This is a genomic window from Curvibacter gracilis ATCC BAA-807, assembly GCF_000518645.1.
Taxonomy (GTDB): domain Bacteria; phylum Pseudomonadota; class Gammaproteobacteria; order Burkholderiales; family Burkholderiaceae_C; genus Curvibacter; species Curvibacter gracilis.
Window position 1 is genome coordinate 89,705 of the sequence record NZ_KI912467.1, and the last position, 20,212, is coordinate 109,916.

Below are 20,212 nucleotides of genomic sequence, written 5' to 3' on the forward strand. Positions count from 1 at the left end.
TGCGCGGTGCAGGATCTGATCTCGCGCCTGCATGCGGCGCTGCCCCAGACCCAGTGCACCCGCTGCGGCTACCCGGATTGCGAGGCCTACGCCACAGCGGTGGCTCAGGGTGAGGCGGGCATCAACCAATGCCCGCCCGGCGGCGCCGAGGGCGTGGCCCGTCTCGCCGCCATCACCGCCCGCCCGATACAGCCTCTGAGCCCCGAACACGGCACGGAGGGGCCTCGTACCGTCGCCTTCATCGACGAAGCCTGGTGCATCGGCTGCACCCTGTGCCTGAAGGCCTGCCCCACCGACGCCATCCTGGGCAGCAACAAACAGATGCACACCGTGATCGAGCCCTGGTGCACCGGCTGTGAGCTGTGCATCCCGGTCTGCCCGGTGGATTGCATCGAACTGGAGGTGGTCAGCGGCGAACGCACCGGCTGGGCCGCCTGGTCAGAAGCCGAGGCTCAGGTCGCCCTGCAACGCTACCGCCTGCATCAGACCCGGCAGGCCCGCGAAAAAGCCGAAAACGATGCCCGCCTGCAGGCAGAAGCCCTGGCCAAGCTGGAGGACATCAGTGCCCACTCGCGCCTGAGTGATCCCACCCAACTGGAGCGCAAACGGGCGCTGATCGAGGCCGCCTTGCAAAAGGCCCGCGCCCGCCGCAGCACCAGCAGCGGCGAGGAATGAGCTGCCTGCACCCTGGGTCTCAAGCGGCCAGCGACTTGTAGACCCCGCAGCCGATGTACAACCCCGGGTACGACAAGGCCTGCACGAAAGACATCTTGGTCTGCATGCGCCCCGTGGCCGGGTTGGTGATGTCGTACTCGACCCACCCAGGTGATTGCCGGGCCCGGTCGATGATGTTGTTGAGCAGCACCTCGCCCTGGATGCCCGGGATGTCTTTCACATTGCTACCCACCTTGGCCGGATTGCCGCCAAAGGCCCGGTAGGCCCCCGCCTCGTCCAGCACGAACACGTACATGTCACGGTCATGGAAGGGCTGAGCCGGATCGGTGATCTGGCGCATCAGTTGCTCGGCCGACATCCCCTGCCCCAACTGGACTGCGCGCTGCACCAGGGCCTGCGCCTCTTCGGCTGTGCCCTGCTGCAAGGCGAAAGAAGCCACGGATGCCGACAAGGTGGCAGCCCGGTGTTCCAGCAGGGCCGTCTCCTGCACCGAGGACTCCACCATCTGGGCATTGCGCTGGGTGATCTGGTCGAGTTGTTGGATGGCCAGGGTGATCTCGCTCAGGCTGGCACTTTGCTCGGTACTCAGGGCCGAGATCTCAGCCATGCTGTTGGCCACCGAGCGAATGCCTTCGGTGATGCTGCCGATGCTGGCGCCCGCTGCGCGGATCAGCGAGACACTGCCCTCCACCTGCTCGGATGACGCACTGATCAATTGTCGGATCTCGCGCGCCGAGGCCGCCGATCTCTGGGCCAGTGAGCGCACCTCGGCCGCCACCACGGCAAAGCCGCGGCCCTGCTCACCCGCCCGAGCCGCCTCCACGGCGGCATTCAGCGCCAGGATGTTGGTCTGAAAGGCCAGGCTGTCGATCACACCGATGATCTCGCTCATCTTGTGGGCGCTTTGCTGCATGCCCTCGACAGAAGCCACGGCACGCGACATGGCCGAGGCCCCTGACTCGGCATCGTCACGCACCTGCGCCGCGCGGGCGTTGGCCTGCTGGGCGATGCCCGCGTTGTGCTCCACCGTGCTGGCCAGCTCTTCAACGCTGGCTGCCGTCTGCTCGAGGTTGGCGGCCTGCTGCTCGGTACGGTCCGACAAGTCCTTGCTGCTGACCGCCAGGCTGCCACCGGCATGGGACACCAGGGCCGAGTTGCTGCGCACATCGGCCACCATGCCCGACAAGGTCTGCGACATGGCCCGCATCAGCTGAGCGAGCTCACCCAACTCATCGCGCCCCTGCACGGCCAGCTTGACCTGCAGATTGCCCTCGGCCAAGTGGTGCATCACATCGATCATGGCGCGGAAACTCAGCACAAAGCTGCGGTAAAACGACACCAGCAGGTACAGCAGCAATGCGATGCCCAGCACCGTGACCCCGAGCGCCGCATTGCGCTGAAACACCAGGGTGCCCACACGGGCCTGCAGCAGGCTGTCAATCCTGCCCAGCACCTTGCCGCCCAAGGCCTGGGCGTCGCCGATCGCCTTGGTGCCACTGGCAAAGAAATCGCTGGCCTGCAGGCGCGGCTCGCTCAGCTCGCCCGAGGCCGGGAAGGCCTGACGGGCCAGGCGCGCGAAATCATTGCTGCTGGCCAACGTTTCTCCCACCGGGCCCAAATCGGCCTCGCGCTGCTGCAAGGTCTGCAACGCAAACTCCACATCGCGCAGCTCGCTGCCCAGGTTGTCCAGCAGCACATGCAGGCGCCCAATGCTCAGCGCCGTGGGCTGGGCCTGGGTCAGCAAGCCGGCGCCACTGCCGCGCACCATGCCCAGGCGCTCGGTCCAGGGAATGACGCGCGACACGCTCATGTCGATCAGCAGGTAGGTCACCGGGTCAGGGTCGAACAGCAGGCCGGAATGTTCGGCCGTCTCATAGGCCATGCGGCGCAAGTCATCGATCACGGCCGAATGCTCCGCAAAACTCGCCGCTGCGGCGCCTTGGCGCAACTGAGGCAGTCGCTCAAGACGCGGCTGGATGCGGCCCCAGGTGCTGTTCATGTTCAAGCCACTCTGGCTTTGCACGGCGGCATGCACCTCGGCCATGGCCTGCTTCAAACGTTCGGCCGTCTGCTCCAGCGCCGGGGTGACCGACGCATTGCCAGACAGCAGGATGTTCATCTGCCCCCGGTGGGTCTGCGTCAAAGTCACCAGTCGCACCACAGGCGCCAGCACCTGGACACCGGCCTGCTCACCCTGGATGAACTGGATATCGTCATGAAAGCGCTGCAACAACTGCACGCACACCAGCAACAAGGGCACCAGCAGCATGGCGGAGAGCAACAGCAACTTGGCCGGCAGGCGCATGCGCGACATCAAGGCCACACCGGGTCCCCAGAAAGAAAGCGTTCTCATTGCAATGTGTCCCCTTGGTGTGCTGTCACTTTTTAGATGGTCGGATTTTGTAATGCGAGCCTGTGTCCAAACTGACAGAACCTGAGCCAAACTCTCAGGACAAACCCGCGCTCTGTGATTAAAGTGCGATCTCAAATGAAATTCAAGTGTTTTTTTATCAATTAAATCTGTTCCGATGAAATCGGACCCCGCTGCCGCAAGGCAAAAAAAAGCCACCCACGCAGGTGGATGGCTTTTGAACTCTGCGCCCGCAGGCGCCGCGTGCGATCAGACCGAGGGTGATGCCGCCAGCGCTGCAAAGGCCTTCACCACCTCCTGCGGGGCCTGCACCAGTTCGATCAACACGCCCTCGCCCGAGATCGGAAACTCCTCGTTGCCCTTGGGGTGCAAAAAGGTGATGTCGAAGCCGGCCGCGCCGCGACGGATACCGCCGGGAGCAAAACGCACGCCTTGTGCGCTCAACCACGCCACGGCCGCCGGCAGGTCATCGATCCACAGGCCCACATGGTTCAGCGGTGTGGCATGAACGGCCGGCTTCTTGTCCGGGTCCATGGGCTGCATCAGGTCGACCTCGACCTTGAACGGCCCCTCGCCGATGGCGCAGATGTCTTCATCCACGTTCTCGCGCTCGCTCTTGAAGGTGCCGGTCAGGGTCAGGCCCAGCATGTCCACCCAGAGCTTTTGCAGCCGGGTCTTGTCAGGCCCGCCAATGGCGATCTGCTGGATGCCCAGCACTTTGAAGGGTCGGTTCATGGCACAGGCTCCGCTCAGACAAACTCAAGAATGATCTGGTCCACCGCCAGCGATTCGCCCTTGGTGGCGGCAATCTTGCCCACCACGCCGTCTTGCGTGGCAAACAGGATGTTCTCCATCTTCATGGCTTCGATCACCGCCAGCTTCTCACCGGCCTGTACGGTCTGGCCGGGCTGCACGGCCACATCCACCAGCAAGCCGGGCATGGGCGAGAGCAGGAACTTGCTCAGATCGGGCGGCGCCTTGTAAGGCATCAGCTTGTGCAGCTCGGCCGAACGCGGCGACAGCACCAGGGCTTCGATCTGGGTGCCGTTGTGCGACACACGCAGCGCCAGCGGGTTCTTGCCCGAACCGCGCTCCACCTGAGCGGTGAAGGCGGCGCCGTTCACCAGGCCCTCGATGCGGATCGCGCCCAGACGGGCGTTGCTGCTGAACTGGTAGCCCTTGCCGTCCACGCTCACGGTGCTGGTCAGCGCATCCAGTTCAGTCACCTGCACGGGGTAGTGCACGTGCTGGCCGGCCTTGTCCAGCACCACCACCACGAAGTCTTCACCCAGCTTGGCGCCATGGCCTTCCATCTGGCCGGTGATGCCCGAGGCGCGCTGGCGATAGCGGCGGTTCTGGAAGGCGGCCAGGGCCACCAGGAAGGCCGGGTCGCTGTGCGGCACGTCTTCGGCGAAGAAGCCCTTGCCGTAGTTCTCGGCGATGAAGCCGGTGTTGAAGTCGCCCGACACGAATTTCGGGTGCGCCAGCAAGGCGGCCTGGAACGGGATGTTGCTGCTGATGCCGCGGATCACAAAGCCGTTCAGGGCTTCACGCATCTTGGCGATGGCGTCGTTGCGGTCGCGCCCATGCACGATGAGCTTGGCGATCATCGAGTCATAGAACATCGGGATCTCGCCACCATCGGTCACCCCGGTGTCCACGCGCACGCCGAACAGCCTGTCGGTGTTGCTCTGGAACATGGTCTCCGGCGGGGTCTGGAAGCGCACCAGGCGGCCCGTGGAGGGCAGGAAGTTGCGGAACGGGTCTTCGGCGTTGATGCGGCACTCGATGGCCCACCCGTCGCGCTTCACCTCGGCCTGGGTCAGGGGCAGCTTCTCGCCGGCGGCCACGCGGATCATCAGTTCCACCAGGTCCAGCCCGGTGATGCATTCGGTCACCGGGTGCTCCACCTGCAAGCGGGTGTTCATCTCGAGGAAGTAGAAGCTCTGGTCCTTGCCCACCACGAACTCGACCGTGCCCGCACTCTGGTACTTCACGGCCTTGGCCAGGGCCACGGCCTGCTCGCCCATGGCCTTGCGGGTTTCGTCGCTGATGAAGGGGCTCGGCGCCTCTTCGATCACCTTCTGGTGACGGCGCTGGATGGAGCACTCGCGTTCGTTCAGGTAGATCACGTTGCCATGCGAATCGCCCAGCACCTGGATTTCGATGTGGCGCGGCTCTTCGACAAACTTCTCGATGAACACGCGGTCATCGCCAAAGCTGTTGCGGGCTTCGTTCTGGCAGCTGGCAAAGCCCTCAAAGGCTTCCTTGTCGTTGAAGGCCACGCGCAGACCCTTGCCGCCCCCACCGGCCGAGGCCTTGATCATGACGGGGTAGCCGATGCCCTTGGCGATCTCAACCGCCTGCTCGGGGCCGCTGATGGCGTCGTTGTAGCCCGGGATGGTGTTGACCTTGGCCTCGTTGGCCAGCTTCTTGGAGGCGATCTTGTCGCCCATGGCGGCGATCGAGAAATGGCGCGGGCCGATGAAAGCCATGCCCTCGTCTTCCACACGCTTGGCAAAGGCCTCGTTCTCGCTCAGAAAACCGTAGCCGGGGTGGATGGCCTCGGCGCCTGTGGCCTTGGCCGCGGCAATGATCTTGTCGGCCACCAGGTAGCTCTCGCGGCTGGGCGCCGGGCCCAACAGCACGGCCTCGTCGGCCAGCGCCACGTGGCGGGCTTCCTTGTCGGCTTCGGAGTACACCGCCACGGTGGCGATGCCCATCTTCTTGGCGGTGGCGATGACGCGGCAAGCGATTTCACCACGATTGGCAATCAGGATTTTTTTAAACATGTTCGGATTCCTTCTTCGTCGTGGCGGTGATCAGAGCGGGATGTTCCCGTGCTTGCGCCACGGGTTCTCGAGCTTCTTGTCCTTCAGCATGACCAGCGAGCGGCAGATGCGCTTGCGGGTCTCGGAGGGCAGGATCACGTCATCGATGAAGCCACGGGCACCTGCCACAAAGGGGTTGGCGAAACGGGCCTTGTACTCGGCCTCTTTGGCGGCCAGCTTGGCCGGGTCGCCCTTGTCTTCACGGAAGATGATCTCCACCGCGCCCTTGGCGCCCATCACGGCGATCTCGGCGTTCGGCCAGGCAAAGTTGACGTCGCCACGCAGGTGCTTGGAGGCCATCACGTCGTAGGCACCGCCGTAGGCTTTGCGGGTGATCACGGTGATCTTGGGCACGGTGCACTCGGCGTACGCGTACAGCAGCTTGGCGCCGTGCTTGATGATGCCGCCGTACTCCTGGCTGGTGCCGGGCATGAAGCCGGGAACGTCGACGAAGGTCACCACCGGGATGTTGAAGGCGTCGCAGAAGCGCACAAAGCGCGCGGCCTTGATCGAGCTCTTGATGTCCAGGCAGCCGGCCAGCACCAGGGGCTGGTTGGCCACGATGCCCACGGTCTGCCCATCCATGCGGGCAAAGCCGATGATGATGTTCTTGGCGTACTCGGGCTGCAGTTCGAAGAAGTCGCCATCGTCCACGGTCTTGACGATCAGCTCCTTCATGTCATAGGGCTTGTTCGGGTTGTCGGGCACCAGGGTGTCCAGGCTCTTGTCCTGGCGATCCACCGGGTCGCCGCTCTTGCGCACGGGGGCTTTCTCACGGTTGTTCAGCGGCAGGTAGTTGTAGAGGCGGCGCAGCATCAGCAGGGCCTCCACATCGTTCTCGAAGGCCATGTCGGCCACACCGCTCTTGGTGGTGTGGGTCACGGCACCGCCCAGCTCTTCGGCCGTCACCTCTTCGTGGGTCACGGTCTTCACCACTTCGGGGCCGGTCACGAACATGTACGAGCTGTCTTTCACCATGAAGATGAAGTCGGTCATGGCGGGCGAATACACCGCGCCACCGGCCGAGGGGCCCATGATCATGCTGATCTGCGGGATCACGCCGCTGGCCAGCACGTTCTTCTGGAACACGTCGGCATAGCCGCCGAGCGAGGCCACACCCTCTTGAATGCGCGCACCACCCGAGTCGTTGAGGCCGATCACCGGGGCACCCACCTTCATGGCCTGGTCCATGATCTTGCAGATCTTCTCGGCATGGGCCTCGGACAAGGCACCGCCGAAGACTGTGAAGTCCTGGCTGAAGACGAAGACCAGGCGGCCATTGATCATGCCGTAGCCCGTGACCACGCCGTCACCCGGGATCTTGTTGTCGGCCATGCCGAAATCGGCGCAGCGGTGTTCGACAAACATGTCCCACTCTTCAAACGTGCCCTCGTCCAGCAGCAGCTCGATGCGCTCGCGCGCGGTCAGCTTGCCTTTGGAATGTTGCGAGTCGATGCGCTTTTGCCCGCCGCCGAGTCGGGCGGCTGCGCGCTTGCTTTCGAGTTGCGCCAGGATGTCTTGCATGGTGTCTTCTCTCTTTGCTCCGGATGGATTCTGGAAATGAGGGGGTTGGATCGATTGGATCGGTTGAACTGGAGGGCCTGCAGGGGCTCAGCCACTGTGACGGCTGGCCGCCAGCAGTTGACGCGCCGCGGTGGAGGCGGGCAGCAGCCCCTGGGCCACCTCGTCGGTGAAGCGGGGCAGCAGAGCCTGCACCTGCGGGTGGGCACGGAAGGCCTGCTTGAGGCCGGCGTCGATGCGCTCCCACATCCAGGCCAGCGACTGGCTCTGGCGGCGCGACTGCAGGCGCCCATTGGCACCCTGCAAGCGGCGGAACTCGCTCACCGCGGCCCAGAAGGCATCCACGCCCTGCCCCAGCAAGGCACTGAGCTGCACCACCTGCGGGTGCCACAGGGCCTCGTCATGGTGGGCGTGCTCGGGGTTGCCGTGCAGGCCCAGCAGGCGCAGCGATGAGGTGATCTGGGCCTGGGCCCGGGTGGCCGCATGCACGTCGATATCGGCCTTGTTGATGACCACCAGGTCGGCGATCTCCATCACGCCTTTCTTGATGGCCTGCAGGTCGTCGCCGGCATTGGGCAGTTGCATGAGCACGAACATGTCGGTCATGCCGGCCACGGCGATCTCGCTCTGGCCCACGCCCACGGTCTCGACGATGACCACGTCATAGCCGGCCGCCTCGCACACCAGCATGGCCTCGCGGGTTTTTTCGGCCACGCCGCCCAGGGTGCCGCTGCTGGGGCTGGGGCGGATGTAGGCGCGCTCGTGCACCGACAGGTGCTCCATGCGGGTCTTGTCACCCAGGATGGAGCCGCCCGAGACGGTGCTGGAGGGGTCGACCGCGAGCACGGCCACGCGGTGGCCCTGGCCGATCAGGTACAGGCCCAGCGCCTCGATGAACGTGCTTTTGCCCACGCCGGGCACACCGCTGATGCCCAGGCGAAACGAGCGCCCGGTGTGCGGCAGCATGGCCGTCAGCAACTCATCGGCCTGGGCCCGGTGATCGGCCCGGGTGGATTCCAGCAGCGTGATGGCCTTGGCCATGGCACGCCGCTGCACCGCAGGGGAGCCGCTCAGGATGCCTTCAAGCAAGGGGGTCTGCATGGTGGGGGTCAAAGGTGAAAAAGGGGCGCTTCAAACGCGGCTAGCCACAAAGGGCTCAGTCCTGGGCCGCACCGGGGTCGGCAGGCCGGGGCGTGCCCTGGGCGCTGTCGGTCAACAGGCGGGCGCGCAGCAGGGCTTGCAGCTTCTTCTGCAGCGGAGAACCCTCGGCGCCGAGCTTGACGCCACGCTGCGCGCTCAGGCGCAGGGGGGCCAAGGCATCCGCGGCCTGGTGCCGCACCGGGTGGGCCGGTCGGCGCCCCAGCGAGCGCTCGACGGCCATCACGATGTACTGCGACTTCGACAGGCCCAGTCTGCGGGCCGCTTCATCGCCCTCGCGCTCCAGCGCCGGGTCCATGCGAACTGCGACATGGCTCATGCGCTTCAGCCCTGCTGTGCCTTGCGGATCTGTTCCAGCACGTCCTTGGCGCTGGCCGGGATGGGGGTGCCCGGGCCATACACGCCCTTGACACCGGCCTCGTACAAGAAGTCGTAATCCTGCTTGGGGATCACGCCGCCCACGAACACGATGATGTCGTCGGCGCCCTGGTCCTTGAGCGACTGGATGATGGCCGGCACCAGCGTCTTGTGGCCGGCGGCCAGGGTGGACACGCCCACGGCGTGCACGTCGTTTTCGATGGCCTGGCGGGCGCACTCTTCGGGGGTCTGGAACAGCGGGCCCATGTCCACGTCAAAGCCCAGGTCGGCAAAGGCCGTGGCCACCACCTTGGCGCCACGGTCGTGGCCGTCCTGGCCCAGCTTGGCGATCATCACGCGCGGGCGGCGACCCTGCTCGTCGGCAAAGGCGGCAATCTCGCTCTTGAGCTTGTCCCAGCCTTCGGCCGAGTCGTAGGCGGCGGCGTAGACGCCGGTCACCTTCTGCGTGTCGGCACGGTGGCGGCCGTAGATCTTCTCGAGCGCATCCGACACCTCACCCACCGTGGCGCGCAGGCGGATGGCCTGGATGGCCAGCTCCAGCAGGTTGCCGTTGCCGCTTTCGGCCGCGGCCGTCAGGGCGTCCAGCGCAGCCTGCACGGCCGCACTGTCGCGGGTGGCGCGGATCTGCTTGAGGCGCTCGATCTGGCCGTCACGCACCTTGACGTTGTCCACCTCCAGGATGTCGATCGCGTCTTCGGTCTTGAGCTTGTACTTGTTGACGCCCACGATCACATCTTTGCCCGAATCGATGCGGGCCTGCTTTTCGGCGGCGGCCGCCTCGATCTTGAGCTTGGCCCAGCCGCTGTCCACGGCCTTGGTCATACCGCCCATGGCCTCGACCTCTTCGATGATCTTCCAGGCGGCATCGGCCATGTCCTGGGTCAGCTTTTCCATCATGTAGCTGCCGGCCCAGGGGTCGATCACGTTGGTGATGTGGGTTTCTTCCTGGATGATCAGCTGGGTGTTGCGCGCAATGCGTGCACTGAACTCGGTGGGCAGTGCAATCGCCTCGTCAAAGCTGTTGGTGTGCAGGCTTTGCGTGCCGCCAAACACCGCGGCCATGGCCTCGATGGTGGTGCGCACCACGTTGTTGTAGGGGTCTTGCTCGGTCAGCGACCAGCCCGAGGTCTGGCAGTGGGTGCGCAACATCAGGCTCTTGGGGTTCTTGGCGTCAAAGCCCTTCATGATGCGGCACCACAGCAGGCGGGCCGCGCGCATCTTGGCGACTTCGAGGTAGAAGTTCATGCCGATGGCCCAGAAGAAGCTCAGGCGGCCGGCAAACTCGTCCACATCCATGCCCTTGGCGATGGCGGTCTTCACGTACTCCTTGCCGTCGGCCAGCGTGAAGGCCAGCTCGAGCGCTTGGTTGGCACCGGCCTCTTGCATGTGGTAGCCCGAGATGCTGATCGAGTTGAACTTCGGCATGTTCTTGGCCGTGTACTCGATGATGTCGCCGATGATCTTCATCGACGGCTGCGGCGGGTAGATGTAGGTGTTGCGCACCATGAACTCTTTCAGAATGTCGTTCTGAATGGTTCCGGACAGCTTGTCCTGGCTCACGCCCTGCTCTTCGGCAGCCACCACATAGCCGGCCAGCACCGGCAGCACCGCGCCGTTCATGGTCATGGAGACCGACACCTTGTCGAGCGGGATCTGGTCGAACAGGATCTTCATGTCCTCGACCGAGTCGATGGCCACGCCGGCCTTGCCCACGTCGCCCGTGACACGGGGGTGATCGCTGTCGTAGCCGCGGTGGGTGGCCAGGTCAAAGGCCACCGACACGCCTTGGCCGCCGGCGGCCAAGGCCTTGCGGTAGAAGGCGTTCGACTCTTCGGCGGTCGAGAAACCGGCGTACTGGCGGATCGTCCAGGGGCGCACCGCGTACATGGTGGCCTGCGGGCCGCGCAGGAAAGGCTCAAAGCCTGGCAAGGTGTTGGCGTACGGCAGGTTGGCCGTGTCAGCCGCGGTGTACAAGGGCTTCACACTGATGCCGTCGGGCGTCACCCAGTTCAAGGCATTCACGTCACCCCCGGGGGCCGACTTGGCGGCGGCCTTGGCCCAGGCTTCCAGCGAGCTGGCGGCAAATTCAGGGTGGGACGGCTTGGCAGACTGGGAATCACTCATGACGAAAGCTTCTCCGAAGGGGCTTGGGGTGTTGGCTCAGGGTATCCCTGCTGAATCCAGCAGTTTACATCATTCATAATTATTGATTCAAAATATTCCACGCGCCTTACAATCTGCGCCATGTCCGCCCTCACCCTCACGCCCAAAGCCCTGTACGAAGAAGTGGCCGAGCTCCTTCGCCAGCGCATCTTCCAGCGCGAGCTCGAACCCGGCAGCTGGATCGACGAGCTGAAGATCGCGCAAGAATTCGGCATCAGCCGCACCCCGCTGCGCGAAGCCATCAAGGTGCTGGCCGCCGAAGGCCTGGTCACGATGAAGGTGCGCCGTGGCGCCTATGTGACCGAGGTGAATGAAAAAGACCTGCGTGACGTCTACCACCTGCTGAGCCTGCTCGAAAGCGATGCCGCCGGCGAGGTGGCCGACCACGCCACACCCGCCCAGTTGCAAGAGATCCAGGCCCTGCACGACGAGCTTGAAAAAGCCGTGGACGACCGGGAGCGCTTCTTCCAGCTCAATGAGCGCATCCACCTGCGCATCCTGGAGATCGCAGACAACCGCTGGCGCCTGCAGATGGTGACCGACCTGCGCAAGGTCATGAAGCTGAACCGCCACAACTCGCTGCTCAAGCGCGGCCGCATCGCCGAGTCGCTGCAAGAGCACCGCGACATCACCGAAGCCATCGTGGCACGCGACGGCCACGCCGCCGCCCAGCGCATGCGCGCCCACTTCAGCAACGGGCTCGAAGCCGCGGCCTGACGTGGCCTGATGCGGCCGCCCGCCCCTTGCGCCAGGGCCGGGCCATTCCCCCCCTCTAGACGGGGTCGATCCTTTGTTTTGACAAGACCCGGATCAGACCGGGCTGGCCGCCTCGGCGCCCGCGTGGGCCAGCGCCATCACCTCATGGGGCGTGTGGGCGCGCAGACGGTGGTCGCTCCAGACCTGGCGCCAGCGCCGCGCCCCCGGCAGGCCATTGCGCAGGCCCAGCATGTGCCGGGCCATGGTGTGCCAGGGCGTGCCGTGCTCGGCCTGCTCGCGCGCCATGTGGTCGCACATCAGGCGCTCCACATCCTCACGCGTCAGCCCGCTGGGCTCGGCGCCCCAGAAGCGGTAGTCCCAATCGGCCATCACCCAGGGGTTGTGGTAAGCCTCACGCCCCACCATCACGCCATCCACCTGCTCCAGGTGGGCCTGCACCTGCTCATTGAGCGTGATGCCGCCATTGACCGCAATCGTCAGGCCCGGAAACTCCTGCTTCAGCCGGTAGACCATCTCATAGCGCAGCGGCGGAATCTCGCGGTTCTCTTTGGGGCTCAGCCCCTTCAACCAGGCGTTGCGCGCATGCACGATGAACACCTTGCACCCCGCCTCGCTCACCGTGCCCACAAAGTCACGCACAAACTCATAGCTCTCGATGCGGTCAATGCCGATGCGGTGCTTGACCGTGACCGGCACATGGCTCACCGCATCCAACATGGCCTTCACCCCATCGGCCACCAGCGAGGCCTCAGCCATCAGACAGGCCCCAAAAGCCCCGCGCTGCACCCGCTCACTGGGGCAACCACAGTTCAGGTTGACCTCGTCATACCCCCACTGCTCGGCCAAACGCGCACAGTGCGCCAGATCCGCCGGCTCACTGCCCCCCAGCTGCAAGGCCACCGGGTGTTCTTCAGCGTGGTAACGCAGATGCCGCGCCACATCGCCATGGATCAAGGCGCCCGTGGTCACCATCTCGGTGTAGAGCAAGGTGTGGCGGGTGATCAGGCGGTGCAGGTAGCGGCAATGGCGGTCGGTCCAATCCATCATCGGCGCGACACTCAGCCGGTGCATGCTGTACGGAGCCACTTCTCCTCTGAAAACGTCACCTGGAGTGCCTGTCTGATTCACGTCGGATTACCTGTCTGGGGGTCAATTTGAGCTGCCAGTGCTACAGGGGGTGCTATCAAAACGGCGTGCAGCACTGACAAGGTGGGCGATTTTCTCACGCATGAGAAACAGGGTTCCAGAGCGAGGGATCAACGCGCTGCGCCAGACTCTCAGGGCGTGGAGCCAGGCCTGAGCACAGGCCTCGACGCGGCACCTGCAGCGTCAGCAGGTTCATACCTGCACCCAAGGGTTGATGACCGTGACGCCCGCCGCCTCGAACGGTCTGGTGGCCAGAGGGGGGACGCTGAACCATGGAGCACCCTAGGATTTCAGACGCTTCTCATCACAACAGCGCCCTCACCTCCCGAGCCGCCTCCTGCAGCAGCGGCAGCAAGGTCTGCTTGAGCATCTCGGGCGGATGGGCCTGGGGCGAGGCCACCACGTTCAGCGCTGCCACCGTGCGCCCCTGCATGTTGCGCAGGGGCACGGCCAGGGCCAGCACGCCGAGTTCGTGTTCTTCGGCGGCGATGCAGAAATCGTCTTCGCGCACCTGGCGCAGCAGGCGGCGCAGGGCGGTGGGCTGCACCGTAGTCTGGGGCGTCAGGCGGGCCAGGGTGCGGTCTTTGAGCCAGGCACTCAGCTCGGCCGGAGCCAGCGCGGCCAGCAGCACCCGGCCGGTGGAGGTGGCGTGGGCCGGCAGGCGGGCGCCCAGGTGCAGGCCGTAGGCCAGCAGGCGGGCCGGTGAGCCATACACCCCGCTGCGCGCCACGATGACCACCTCGTCGCCCTCCAGCACCACGGCCGAGAACGACTGCTGGGTCTGGGCGGCCAGGCGGTTCAGCGTGGGCTGCATCACGCGCGGCAGCCGGGCCGAGGCCAGGTAGCTGCCCGAAAAGCGCAGCACCTTGGGCGCCAGCCAGAAGTAGCTGCCGTCGCTTTCGAGGTAGCCCAGGTGCTCAAGGGTCAGCAGGTGGCGGCGCGCTGCGGCCCGGGTGATGCCGGCGCGCTGGGCGGCCAGTGTGGCGTTGAGGCGCTGGCGTTCGGTGTCGAAGCTTTCCAGCACGGCCATGCCCTTGGCCATGCCCTCGATGAAGTCGGCTTTGGCGATCATGAAAGGGGTCGTTGGATGAAGGGCGGGCGGGAGCGCCCAGGTTGATACAGATCAATGTTGCGCGATGATCGCACAAACCGCCCAATGATCGCACAAAGCCACCCTGCACTGGCTATCGCTGGGGCGCACAGACTTTTACGCTTGCGGGCAACCCATCACCCATCAAACAGCCCCCAAGGAGACATCCATGCGCACCCAAGTCGCCATCATCGGCGCCGGCCCCTCCGGCCTTCTGCTCGGCCAACTGCTGCACAAGGCCGGCATTGACAACATCGTCGTCGAGCGTCAGAGCGGCGACTACGTGCTCAGCCGCATCCGTGCCGGCGTGCTGGAGCAGATCACCATGGACCTGCTGGAGCAGGCCGGCGTGGCCCAGCGGGCCCATGCCGAGGGCCTGCCCCACCATGGCATCGAGTTGCTGTTCAAGGGCGAGCGCCACCGCATCGACATGCACAAGCTCACCGGCGGCAAGCAGGTGATGGTGTATGGCCAGACCGAGGTCACCCGCGACCTGATGGACGCCCGCGCCGCCGCCGGCCTGAGCACCGTGTACGAGGCCAGCCAGGTCAGCCTGCACGACTTTGATGGCACCCAGCCGCGCGTGCGCTATGTGAAGGACGGCGTGACGCACGAGATCGAGTGCGATTTCATTGCCGGCTGCGACGGCTACCACGGCGTGTCGCGCGCCAGCGTGCCGGCCGGCTCCATCCACGAGTACGAGAAGGTCTACCCCTTTGGCTGGCTGGGCGTGCTGGCCGATGTGCCGCCGGTGTCTGAAGAGCTGATCTACGCCAACACCTCGCGCGGCTTTGCCCTGTGCAGCATGCGCAGCCACACCCGCAGCCGCTACTACCTGCAGGTGCCCTCCGAAGACAAGGTGGAGAACTGGACCGACGCCCTGTTCTGGGAAGAACTGGCCCGCCGCCTGGACCCGGCCGCGCGCGAACGCCTGGTGACCGGCCCCTCGCTGGAGATGAGCATTGCCCCGCTGCGCAGCTTTGTGGCCGAGCCGATGCGCTTTGGCCGCCTGTTCCTGGCGGGCGACGCGGCCCACATCGTGCCGCCCACCGGCGCCAAGGGCCTGAACCTGGCCGCCTCCGACGTGGGCTACCTGTCGGGTGCGTTGATCGAGCACTACCGCGAGCACAGCGCCGCCGGCATCGACCACTACTCGGCCCGCTGCCTGAGCCGCATCTGGAAGGCCGAGCGCTTCTCGTGGTGGTTCACCTCGCTGATGCACCGCTTCCCCGAAACCGGCGAGTTCGGCCAGAAGATCCAGGAAGCCGAGCTCGACTACCTGATCCACTCCGAGGCCGCCTCGACCTCGCTGGCTGAGAACTACGTGGGCCTGCCCATGGTGCATTCGAACTGAGCACCGCGCAAAGTGACCGGCGATTCAATTTGACAACCAGCCGGTATAGTTCACTCCGATAGCAATTCGGAGACAACAACATGCGCCTTGACCTGCCCACCGCAGGCCGGGTTGCGCGCCGCTGGCTGCCTGTGGCAGCCTGGCTGGCGTGCAGCCTGTTCAACACCGCCCAGGCTGCCGACGAGATCGTGGTGGCCCAGATCGGCCCCTTCACCGGCCTGCCCTCGCCCGATGCGCCCGACATCAACACGGGGGCCAAGGCCTACTTCGAGCAGGTCAACCGCAGCGGGGGCATCAACGGCCGCAAGATCACGCTGTTCACCCTGGACGACCGCTTCACGGCGGATGGCTTCAAGGCCGCCCTGCCCCAGGCGCTGGAGCGCAAGCCCGTGGCCTTGCTGTCGCCGGTGGGCTCGGCCGCCATGAGCGCCGTGGTGCGCGAGAACCTGCTCGACAGCGCCAACCTCATCGTGGTCAATGCCGTGCCCGGCGCCGATGTGCTGCGCAAACCCGGCCATGCCCGGCTGTTCCATGTGCGCGCCAGCGACCGCGACCAGTACGCCCGCATGCTGGAGCACGGCCGCACCCTGGGCGTGAGCACGGTGCATGTGCTGCACCAGGACCTGCCCATTGGCGTGCAAGGCCTGGCCGCCCTCAAGGAGCTGGCTCCCGGCTTCGGCTACAAGACCATCGAAGGCAGCCAGGCCCAGCACAATGACGACAGCCTGGCCGCGGCCGCCAAGGCCACCCAGGCCGCGGCCCCGCAGTCGGTCATCGTGATCGGCTCGCCCCGCTTCATGGCCGATGCCGTCAAGCACCTGCGTGAGGCCGGGTACGGCCGATCCATCATGGCCTTGTCGTACCTGTCGGCCCCCTTGCTGGTCAAGGCGGCGGGCGAGGCCGCGGCCCGCGGCGTGGGCATTGCCCAGACCTTTCCCAACCCCAACGGCCGCGGCCTGCCTTTGCAGGCCGAGTTCCAGGCCACCATGGCCCGCTTTGCGCCCGAGGCCAAGCCCTACACGGCGTTTCAGCTGGAGGGCTATCTGAGCGCCCGGGTGCTGGTCGAGGCCCTGCGGCGCGCCAAGGGCAGCGGCCCCGAGGCGCTGGCCGACGCCCTGCATGCCGCCGGTGAGCTGGATTTTGGTGGCTTCAGGCTCAACTTCAGCAAAGGCAACACCGGCAGCCAGTGGGTCGAGATGAGCGTGGTCGACGCCACCGGCAAGCTGCGGTATTGATGGCTGTTTCAGGAGACATGGACCCATGAGCAACCCGAACACCCCCACCTTGCAGGGCACGCGCATCCTCAGCCTGGCCTTGAACCTGCCCGGCCCCGCCGCGCTGATGCGCTGCCGCGACATGGGGGCCACCTGCACCAAGCTGGAGCCGCCTCCGCGCCACGGCGTGCCGGCAGACCCCATGGGCGCCTACAACCCCGAGGCCTACCAGACCATGCACCAGGGCCTGCGCACCGTGCATGCCGACCTCAAGACCCCCGAAGGCCAGGCCACCCTGCACGCCGAGCTGGCCAGCACCGATGTGCTGATCACCTCCTTCCGGCCCTCGGCCCTGCGCAAGCTGGGCCTGGCCTGGCCCGAGCTGCAGGCCCGCTACCCGCGCCTGTCGCTGGTCGAGATCGTGGGGGCGCCCGGGGAACGCGCCGAAGAGCCCGGCCACGACCTGACCTACCTGGCCGAGGCCGGCCTGGTGCCCAGCCTGGAGCTGCCGCCCACCCTGTTTGCCGACATGGCCGGCGCGCTGCAGGCCAGCGAGGCCGTGCTGCAATGCCTGCTGCAGCGGGTGCAAAGCGGCACCGGCAGCCGCCGTGAAGTGGCCCTGAGCCAGGCCGCCGCCTGGCTGGCCCTGCCCCGCCACTGGGGCCTGACCCGCCCCGAGGGCGCCGTGGGTGGCGCCCACGCCGGCTACCGCGTCTACCGCTGTGCCGACGGCCGCGTGGCGGTGGCGGCGCTGGAGCCGCATTTTGCGCAGTCGCTGTGCCGCGCCGCCGGCATCGAGGCCGCCGACCTGAAGGCCATGTTCGCCCCCGAGGTGCACCGCGCCGTGGCCGCCTTCATCGGCAGCCAGACCCGGTCCCAGCTCGATCAACTGGCCATCGAACACGACGTGCCGCTGTACACGCTGGCCGACTGAGCGCAGCGGCACGCTCAACCGACCGAGCGCAGAGGCGCTCTCAACCAACCGAGCGAAGCGGCGCTCTCAAGCCTCGTACATATAGGCGCGGTTGAAGGGGTAGACCGAGCTGGCCCCAGTCAGGGCCTCAGCTGCAAAACCGGGCTGAGGCCGGATGGCCAGCACCTGGTGCAGGGCGATCCAGCCCTGCTCAAAAGCCAGCGCCGAACCTGCCAGGTACAGCCGGTAGGCACGCAGCGTGCGCTCCACCTGCTCTGGGCCGAGCGTGCGGCCCAGCACCTCGCGCGCTTCGCTCAGCTGCGACTCCAGGCCATCGGACCAGGCCCACAGGGTTTTGGCGTAATGGGGGCGCAGGTTCTCGGTGTCCACCATCTCCAGGCCGCCGCGGGCCGCATCGCGCAACACCGTGCTGATGTGTTCCAACTCCCCCCCCGGGAAGATGTACTTCTCGATGAACTCGCCCATGCCGGCGCCCAGCTGCAGGTTGTCCGTGCCCCCGGCCGTGATGCCGTGGTTCAGCACCAAGCCGCCCGGGCGCACCCGCCGCGCCACCTGGGCAAAATAGTCGCGCAACCGGGCCCGGCCCACATGCTCGAACATGCCCACCGAGGCCACCTTGTCAAAAACCTCTTCCGCCGGGAGTTCGCGGTAATCACACAGCAGCACCCGCACGCGCGAGCCCAGCCCCAGGGCCTCGATGCGGGCCTGCACATGGGCATGCTGGTGACGTGACAGCGTGATCCCTGTGGCCTGCACACCATGTTGCTGGGCCGCCCACAGCAGCAAAGCCCCCCAGCCACAGCCGATGTCCAGAAAACGCTCGCCAGGGCGCAGCTGCAGTTTGCGGCAGATCAGCTCCAGCTTGGCCTCCTGCGCCTGGGCCAGACTCAGATCAGGGCTGCGGTAGTAGGCGCAGGAGTAGACGCGCCGCGGGTCGAGCCAAAGCGCAAAAAACGCATCCGACAGGTCGTAGTGGAACTGGATCTGAGCCCGATCCCGGCTCAGCGTGTGGGCTGCGGCCGAGTGCCAGCGCTGCATCAGGCGCCGTGGCAAGCCGCCCGGCGCCGCATCGGCCGGGTTGTCGCGCAGCAGATCGGCCGCCACGCGCATCACCTCGCGCATGCTGCCCTGCACGCGGATGCGGCCCTCGACAATCGCCTCACCCACCGTGCCGATGCGGCCCAGCGCCAGGTCCATCAGGCTGCGTGGGTCTTCCACCCGCAGGGCCACGGGGGCATCCGCGGGCCCCAGGCGTTCGCCCGAGGGCAACTGCAGCATCAGGGGTGTCGACAAGGCGCCAAGGCGATCATGGATCAGGCGCAGCCACTTGTTCATACCAGGCCTCCCGTCAAAAGCGACTGCTTCAACGGCCGGGTGCGGCCCGCTGCCCTGCCCCGGGCGGCGGCCCCACCCCAGGCCTCGCAACAGGCGCATGTGGTACCTGGCGATGATTCTAGGCCGCCCCCCAAAATACTGCCTGGCTGCCCTGATTTTTCACCCGTTCGTCAACAGGAGAATCCCTGAGCAAGGGTGAGCAGGGCCGTCAATGCCCCGCTGCCAAGGCGAGGCGAGAGGGTCAGCGCAGGCGTTCCACCTGGTAACCACGCTGCTCCAGCAGCTTGGGCAGGCCGGTCGGGCCCACCATGTGCAGCGAACCCACGGCGGCAAACACCTTCTTGCCGTCGCTGTGCAGGCCGTCCACGCGGTCGGCCAGGGCGGGGTTGCGGTCGTCCATCAGCTTTTTCATCTGGCTGCGGTCCAGCGGGGTCTTGAGGCAGTCGCACCAGTCGGCGTAGTGCTCCAGCGCGTCCAGGTCGCCCTGCTCCCAGATCTGGGCCACGCGCGACAGCAGGCGGCGGGTCTGACCCCGTTCGATCTCGGTCAGGGTGCGGTTGACCAGATTGGCGGCTTCGGCGTCGTTGCTGCCCAGCAGCACCGCCAACTGGCCGGAGGCGGATTCGAGCGAGACCACCGGACGGTCGTTGCTGCGCGCCAGCACGGCCAGCATGATCTCGGTGCCAAAGCTGGGCTGCAGGCCGTCGCGGCGGCCGGCCAGGAAGGTCAGGCTGAGGGCCTGGATCTCGGGCGGAGCCGAGCTCAGGGCGGCCTCGGGCAGGCAGTCGGCCAGCCAGCGGGTCTTGAGACGGGCCTGCAGTTCGGCAGGCAGGTTGCGCTTCACGCCCTGGGTGATGGTGGCCATCTCACGCTGGATGGCCGGGTCCAGTGGGTTGATCTCGATGCCCGTCACGTCGGTGCTGTCCAGCGCCTGCTGGATCTTGGGGCCGGGGGCCATCCACTCGGCCTTGCCGGCATGGAAGGTGCCGTACAGGTAGGAGCTGTGATCGCCCTTGGTGATCTTCCAGAGAAAGCCGCGGTCGGTCGCGTGCTCCGCCGCCTGGCTGAACAGCTCGGGCGAGAACGGGGCCGGCAGCGGCGGGCAACTGACCGGCGCCTTGGCCGCCTTGGCCTCGGCCGGCTTGGCAGCCGCATGGGAGTGGGCCGGCTTGGTGGCCGCCCAGGCCGTACCGCTCAGCAGGCACAGACCTACCAGGGCCCAGCGGCGGCAGGCCGAACCAGCGGCCGTCGATGACAGGGGCGAAAGAGAAGGCATGAAAATGTTCATGCCCGGGATGTTGCCACGACTTGAGGGGCCGCTCGCA

The 20,212-nt window shown here is 66.2% G+C and carries 16 protein-coding genes; 5 read left to right on the forward strand and 11 right to left on the reverse strand.

The genetic code is table 11. The features are described from left to right. Positions 1-6: 6 nt before the first annotated feature. Positions 7-675 (forward strand): electron transport complex subunit RsxB, encoded by a 669-nt coding sequence (rsxB, locus tag L880_RS0129085; RefSeq protein ID WP_027478585.1) that lies wholly within the window; start codon positions 7-9, stop codon positions 673-675. Positions 676-694: 19 nt separating this feature from the next. On the opposite strand, the gene L880_RS36765 is transcribed toward rsxB, so the two are convergent. The 7 genes from L880_RS36765 to scpA form a co-directional block, all read right to left on the reverse strand. After that, entirely contained in the window at positions 695-3,028 is a 2,334-nt protein-coding gene (locus L880_RS36765; RefSeq protein ID WP_342669197.1) for a methyl-accepting chemotaxis protein, read from the reverse strand. A gap of 267 nt (positions 3,029-3,295) precedes the next feature. Then, positions 3,296-3,781 carry a VOC family protein gene (locus L880_RS0129095; protein WP_027478586.1) on the reverse strand — a complete coding sequence of 162 codons (486 nt, stop codon included), beginning with the start codon at positions 3,779-3,781 and terminating at the stop codon, positions 3,296-3,298. 14 nt (positions 3,782-3,795) lie between these two features. Continuing rightward, complete coding sequence (locus L880_RS0129100) at positions 3,796-5,838, reverse strand: acetyl-CoA carboxylase biotin carboxylase subunit (RefSeq protein WP_027478587.1); 2,043 nt, start codon at positions 5,836-5,838, stop codon at positions 3,796-3,798. Positions 5,839-5,868: 30 nt separating this feature from the next. Beyond that, on the reverse strand, positions 5,869-7,401 hold the full coding sequence (locus L880_RS0129105; RefSeq protein ID WP_027478588.1) for an acyl-CoA carboxylase subunit beta: 1,533 nt from the start codon (positions 7,399-7,401) through the stop codon (positions 5,869-5,871). An 87-nt stretch (positions 7,402-7,488) separates the two neighbouring features. Then, positions 7,489-8,499, reverse strand: coding sequence for a methylmalonyl Co-A mutase-associated GTPase MeaB (gene meaB / locus L880_RS0129110; RefSeq protein WP_019577065.1), 1,011 nt, complete (start codon positions 8,497-8,499; stop codon positions 7,489-7,491). Between the two features lie 55 nt (positions 8,500-8,554). Beyond that, a complete protein-coding gene (locus L880_RS0129115) occupies positions 8,555-8,875 on the reverse strand; it encodes a hypothetical protein (RefSeq protein ID WP_157463107.1) in 321 nt (106 codons plus the stop codon). Positions 8,876-8,880: 5 nt separating this feature from the next. Beyond that, positions 8,881-11,058 carry a methylmalonyl-CoA mutase gene (gene scpA / locus L880_RS0129120; protein ID WP_027478591.1) on the reverse strand — a complete coding sequence of 726 codons (2,178 nt, stop codon included), beginning with the start codon at positions 11,056-11,058 and terminating at the stop codon, positions 8,881-8,883. Positions 11,059-11,178: 120 nt separating this feature from the next. On the opposite strand from scpA, the gene L880_RS0129125 reads away from it, so the two are divergent. Next, a complete protein-coding gene (locus L880_RS0129125; protein WP_027478592.1) occupies positions 11,179-11,814 on the forward strand; it encodes a GntR family transcriptional regulator in 636 nt (211 codons plus the stop codon). A gap of 93 nt (positions 11,815-11,907) precedes the next feature. On the opposite strand, the gene dusA is transcribed toward L880_RS0129125, so the two are convergent. Both dusA and L880_RS0129135 read right to left on the reverse strand, forming a co-directional pair. After that, positions 11,908-12,885, reverse strand: coding sequence for a tRNA dihydrouridine(20/20a) synthase DusA (dusA, locus tag L880_RS0129130; RefSeq protein WP_027478593.1), 978 nt, complete (start codon positions 12,883-12,885; stop codon positions 11,908-11,910). Positions 12,886-13,264: 379 nt separating this feature from the next. Beyond that, the gene (locus tag L880_RS0129135) at positions 13,265-14,032 is read right to left on the reverse strand and encodes an IclR family transcriptional regulator domain-containing protein (RefSeq protein ID WP_027478594.1); all 768 of its coding nucleotides are present in this window, start codon (positions 14,030-14,032) and stop codon (positions 13,265-13,267) included. A 187-nt stretch (positions 14,033-14,219) separates the two neighbouring features. On the opposite strand from L880_RS0129135, the gene pobA reads away from it, so the two are divergent. The 3 genes from pobA to L880_RS0129150 all read left to right on the forward strand — a co-directional run bounded on the left by pobA (position 14,220) and on the right by L880_RS0129150 (position 17,552). Continuing rightward, on the forward strand, positions 14,220-15,404 hold the full coding sequence (pobA, locus tag L880_RS0129140) for a 4-hydroxybenzoate 3-monooxygenase (protein ID WP_027478595.1): 1,185 nt from the start codon (positions 14,220-14,222) through the stop codon (positions 15,402-15,404). Positions 15,405-15,484: 80 nt separating this feature from the next. Next, positions 15,485-16,639 carry an ABC transporter substrate-binding protein gene (locus L880_RS0129145; protein WP_245615427.1) on the forward strand — a complete coding sequence of 385 codons (1,155 nt, stop codon included), beginning with the start codon at positions 15,485-15,487 and terminating at the stop codon, positions 16,637-16,639. A 25-nt stretch (positions 16,640-16,664) separates the two neighbouring features. Continuing rightward, a complete protein-coding gene (locus L880_RS0129150) occupies positions 16,665-17,552 on the forward strand; it encodes a CoA transferase (protein WP_027478597.1) in 888 nt (295 codons plus the stop codon). 66 nt (positions 17,553-17,618) lie between these two features. Here L880_RS0129150 and L880_RS0129155 read toward each other — a convergent pair whose 3' ends face one another. Both L880_RS0129155 and L880_RS33920 read right to left on the reverse strand, forming a co-directional pair. Continuing rightward, entirely contained in the window at positions 17,619-18,887 is a 1,269-nt protein-coding gene (locus tag L880_RS0129155; RefSeq protein ID WP_051443668.1) for a class I SAM-dependent methyltransferase, read from the reverse strand. 241 nt (positions 18,888-19,128) lie between these two features. Then, complete coding sequence (locus tag L880_RS33920) at positions 19,129-20,163, reverse strand: TraB/GumN family protein (protein ID WP_169737815.1); 1,035 nt, start codon at positions 20,161-20,163, stop codon at positions 19,129-19,131. Positions 20,164-20,212: the final 49 nt, after the last annotated feature.

Bases quoted from the DNA above. Each gene is read 5' to 3' on its own strand.
- L880_RS36765 (WP_342669197.1), bottom strand. From the start codon at position 3,028: ATGAGAACGCTTTCTTTCTGGGGACCCGGTGTGGCCTTGATGTCGCGC.
- L880_RS0129095 (WP_027478586.1), bottom strand. From the start codon at position 3,781: ATGAACCGACCCTTCAAAGTGCTGGGCATCCAGCAGATCGCCATTGGC.
- L880_RS0129100 (WP_027478587.1), bottom strand. From the start codon at position 5,838: ATGTTTAAAAAAATCCTGATTGCCAATCGTGGTGAAATCGCTTGCCGC.
- L880_RS0129105 (WP_027478588.1), bottom strand. From the start codon at position 7,401: ATGCAAGACATCCTGGCGCAACTCGAAAGCAAGCGCGCAGCCGCCCGA.
- meaB (WP_019577065.1), bottom strand. From the start codon at position 8,499: ATGCAGACCCCCTTGCTTGAAGGCATCCTGAGCGGCTCCCCTGCGGTG.
- L880_RS0129115 (WP_157463107.1), bottom strand. From the start codon at position 8,875: ATGAGCCATGTCGCAGTTCGCATGGACCCGGCGCTGGAGCGCGAGGGC.
- scpA (WP_027478591.1), bottom strand. From the start codon at position 11,058: ATGAGTGATTCCCAGTCTGCCAAGCCGTCCCACCCTGAATTTGCCGCC.
- L880_RS0129125 (WP_027478592.1), top strand. From the start codon at position 11,179: ATGTCCGCCCTCACCCTCACGCCCAAAGCCCTGTACGAAGAAGTGGCC.
- dusA (WP_027478593.1), bottom strand. From the start codon at position 12,885: ATGCACCGGCTGAGTGTCGCGCCGATGATGGATTGGACCGACCGCCAT.
- L880_RS0129135 (WP_027478594.1), bottom strand. From the start codon at position 14,032: ATGATCGCCAAAGCCGACTTCATCGAGGGCATGGCCAAGGGCATGGCC.
- pobA (WP_027478595.1), top strand. From the start codon at position 14,220: ATGCGCACCCAAGTCGCCATCATCGGCGCCGGCCCCTCCGGCCTTCTG.
- L880_RS0129145 (WP_245615427.1), top strand. From the start codon at position 15,485: ATGCGCCTTGACCTGCCCACCGCAGGCCGGGTTGCGCGCCGCTGGCTG.
- L880_RS0129150 (WP_027478597.1), top strand. From the start codon at position 16,665: ATGAGCAACCCGAACACCCCCACCTTGCAGGGCACGCGCATCCTCAGC.
- L880_RS0129155 (WP_051443668.1), bottom strand. From the start codon at position 18,887: ATGAACAAGTGGCTGCGCCTGATCCATGATCGCCTTGGCGCCTTGTCG.
- L880_RS33920 (WP_169737815.1), bottom strand. From the start codon at position 20,163: ATGCCTTCTCTTTCGCCCCTGTCATCGACGGCCGCTGGTTCGGCCTGC.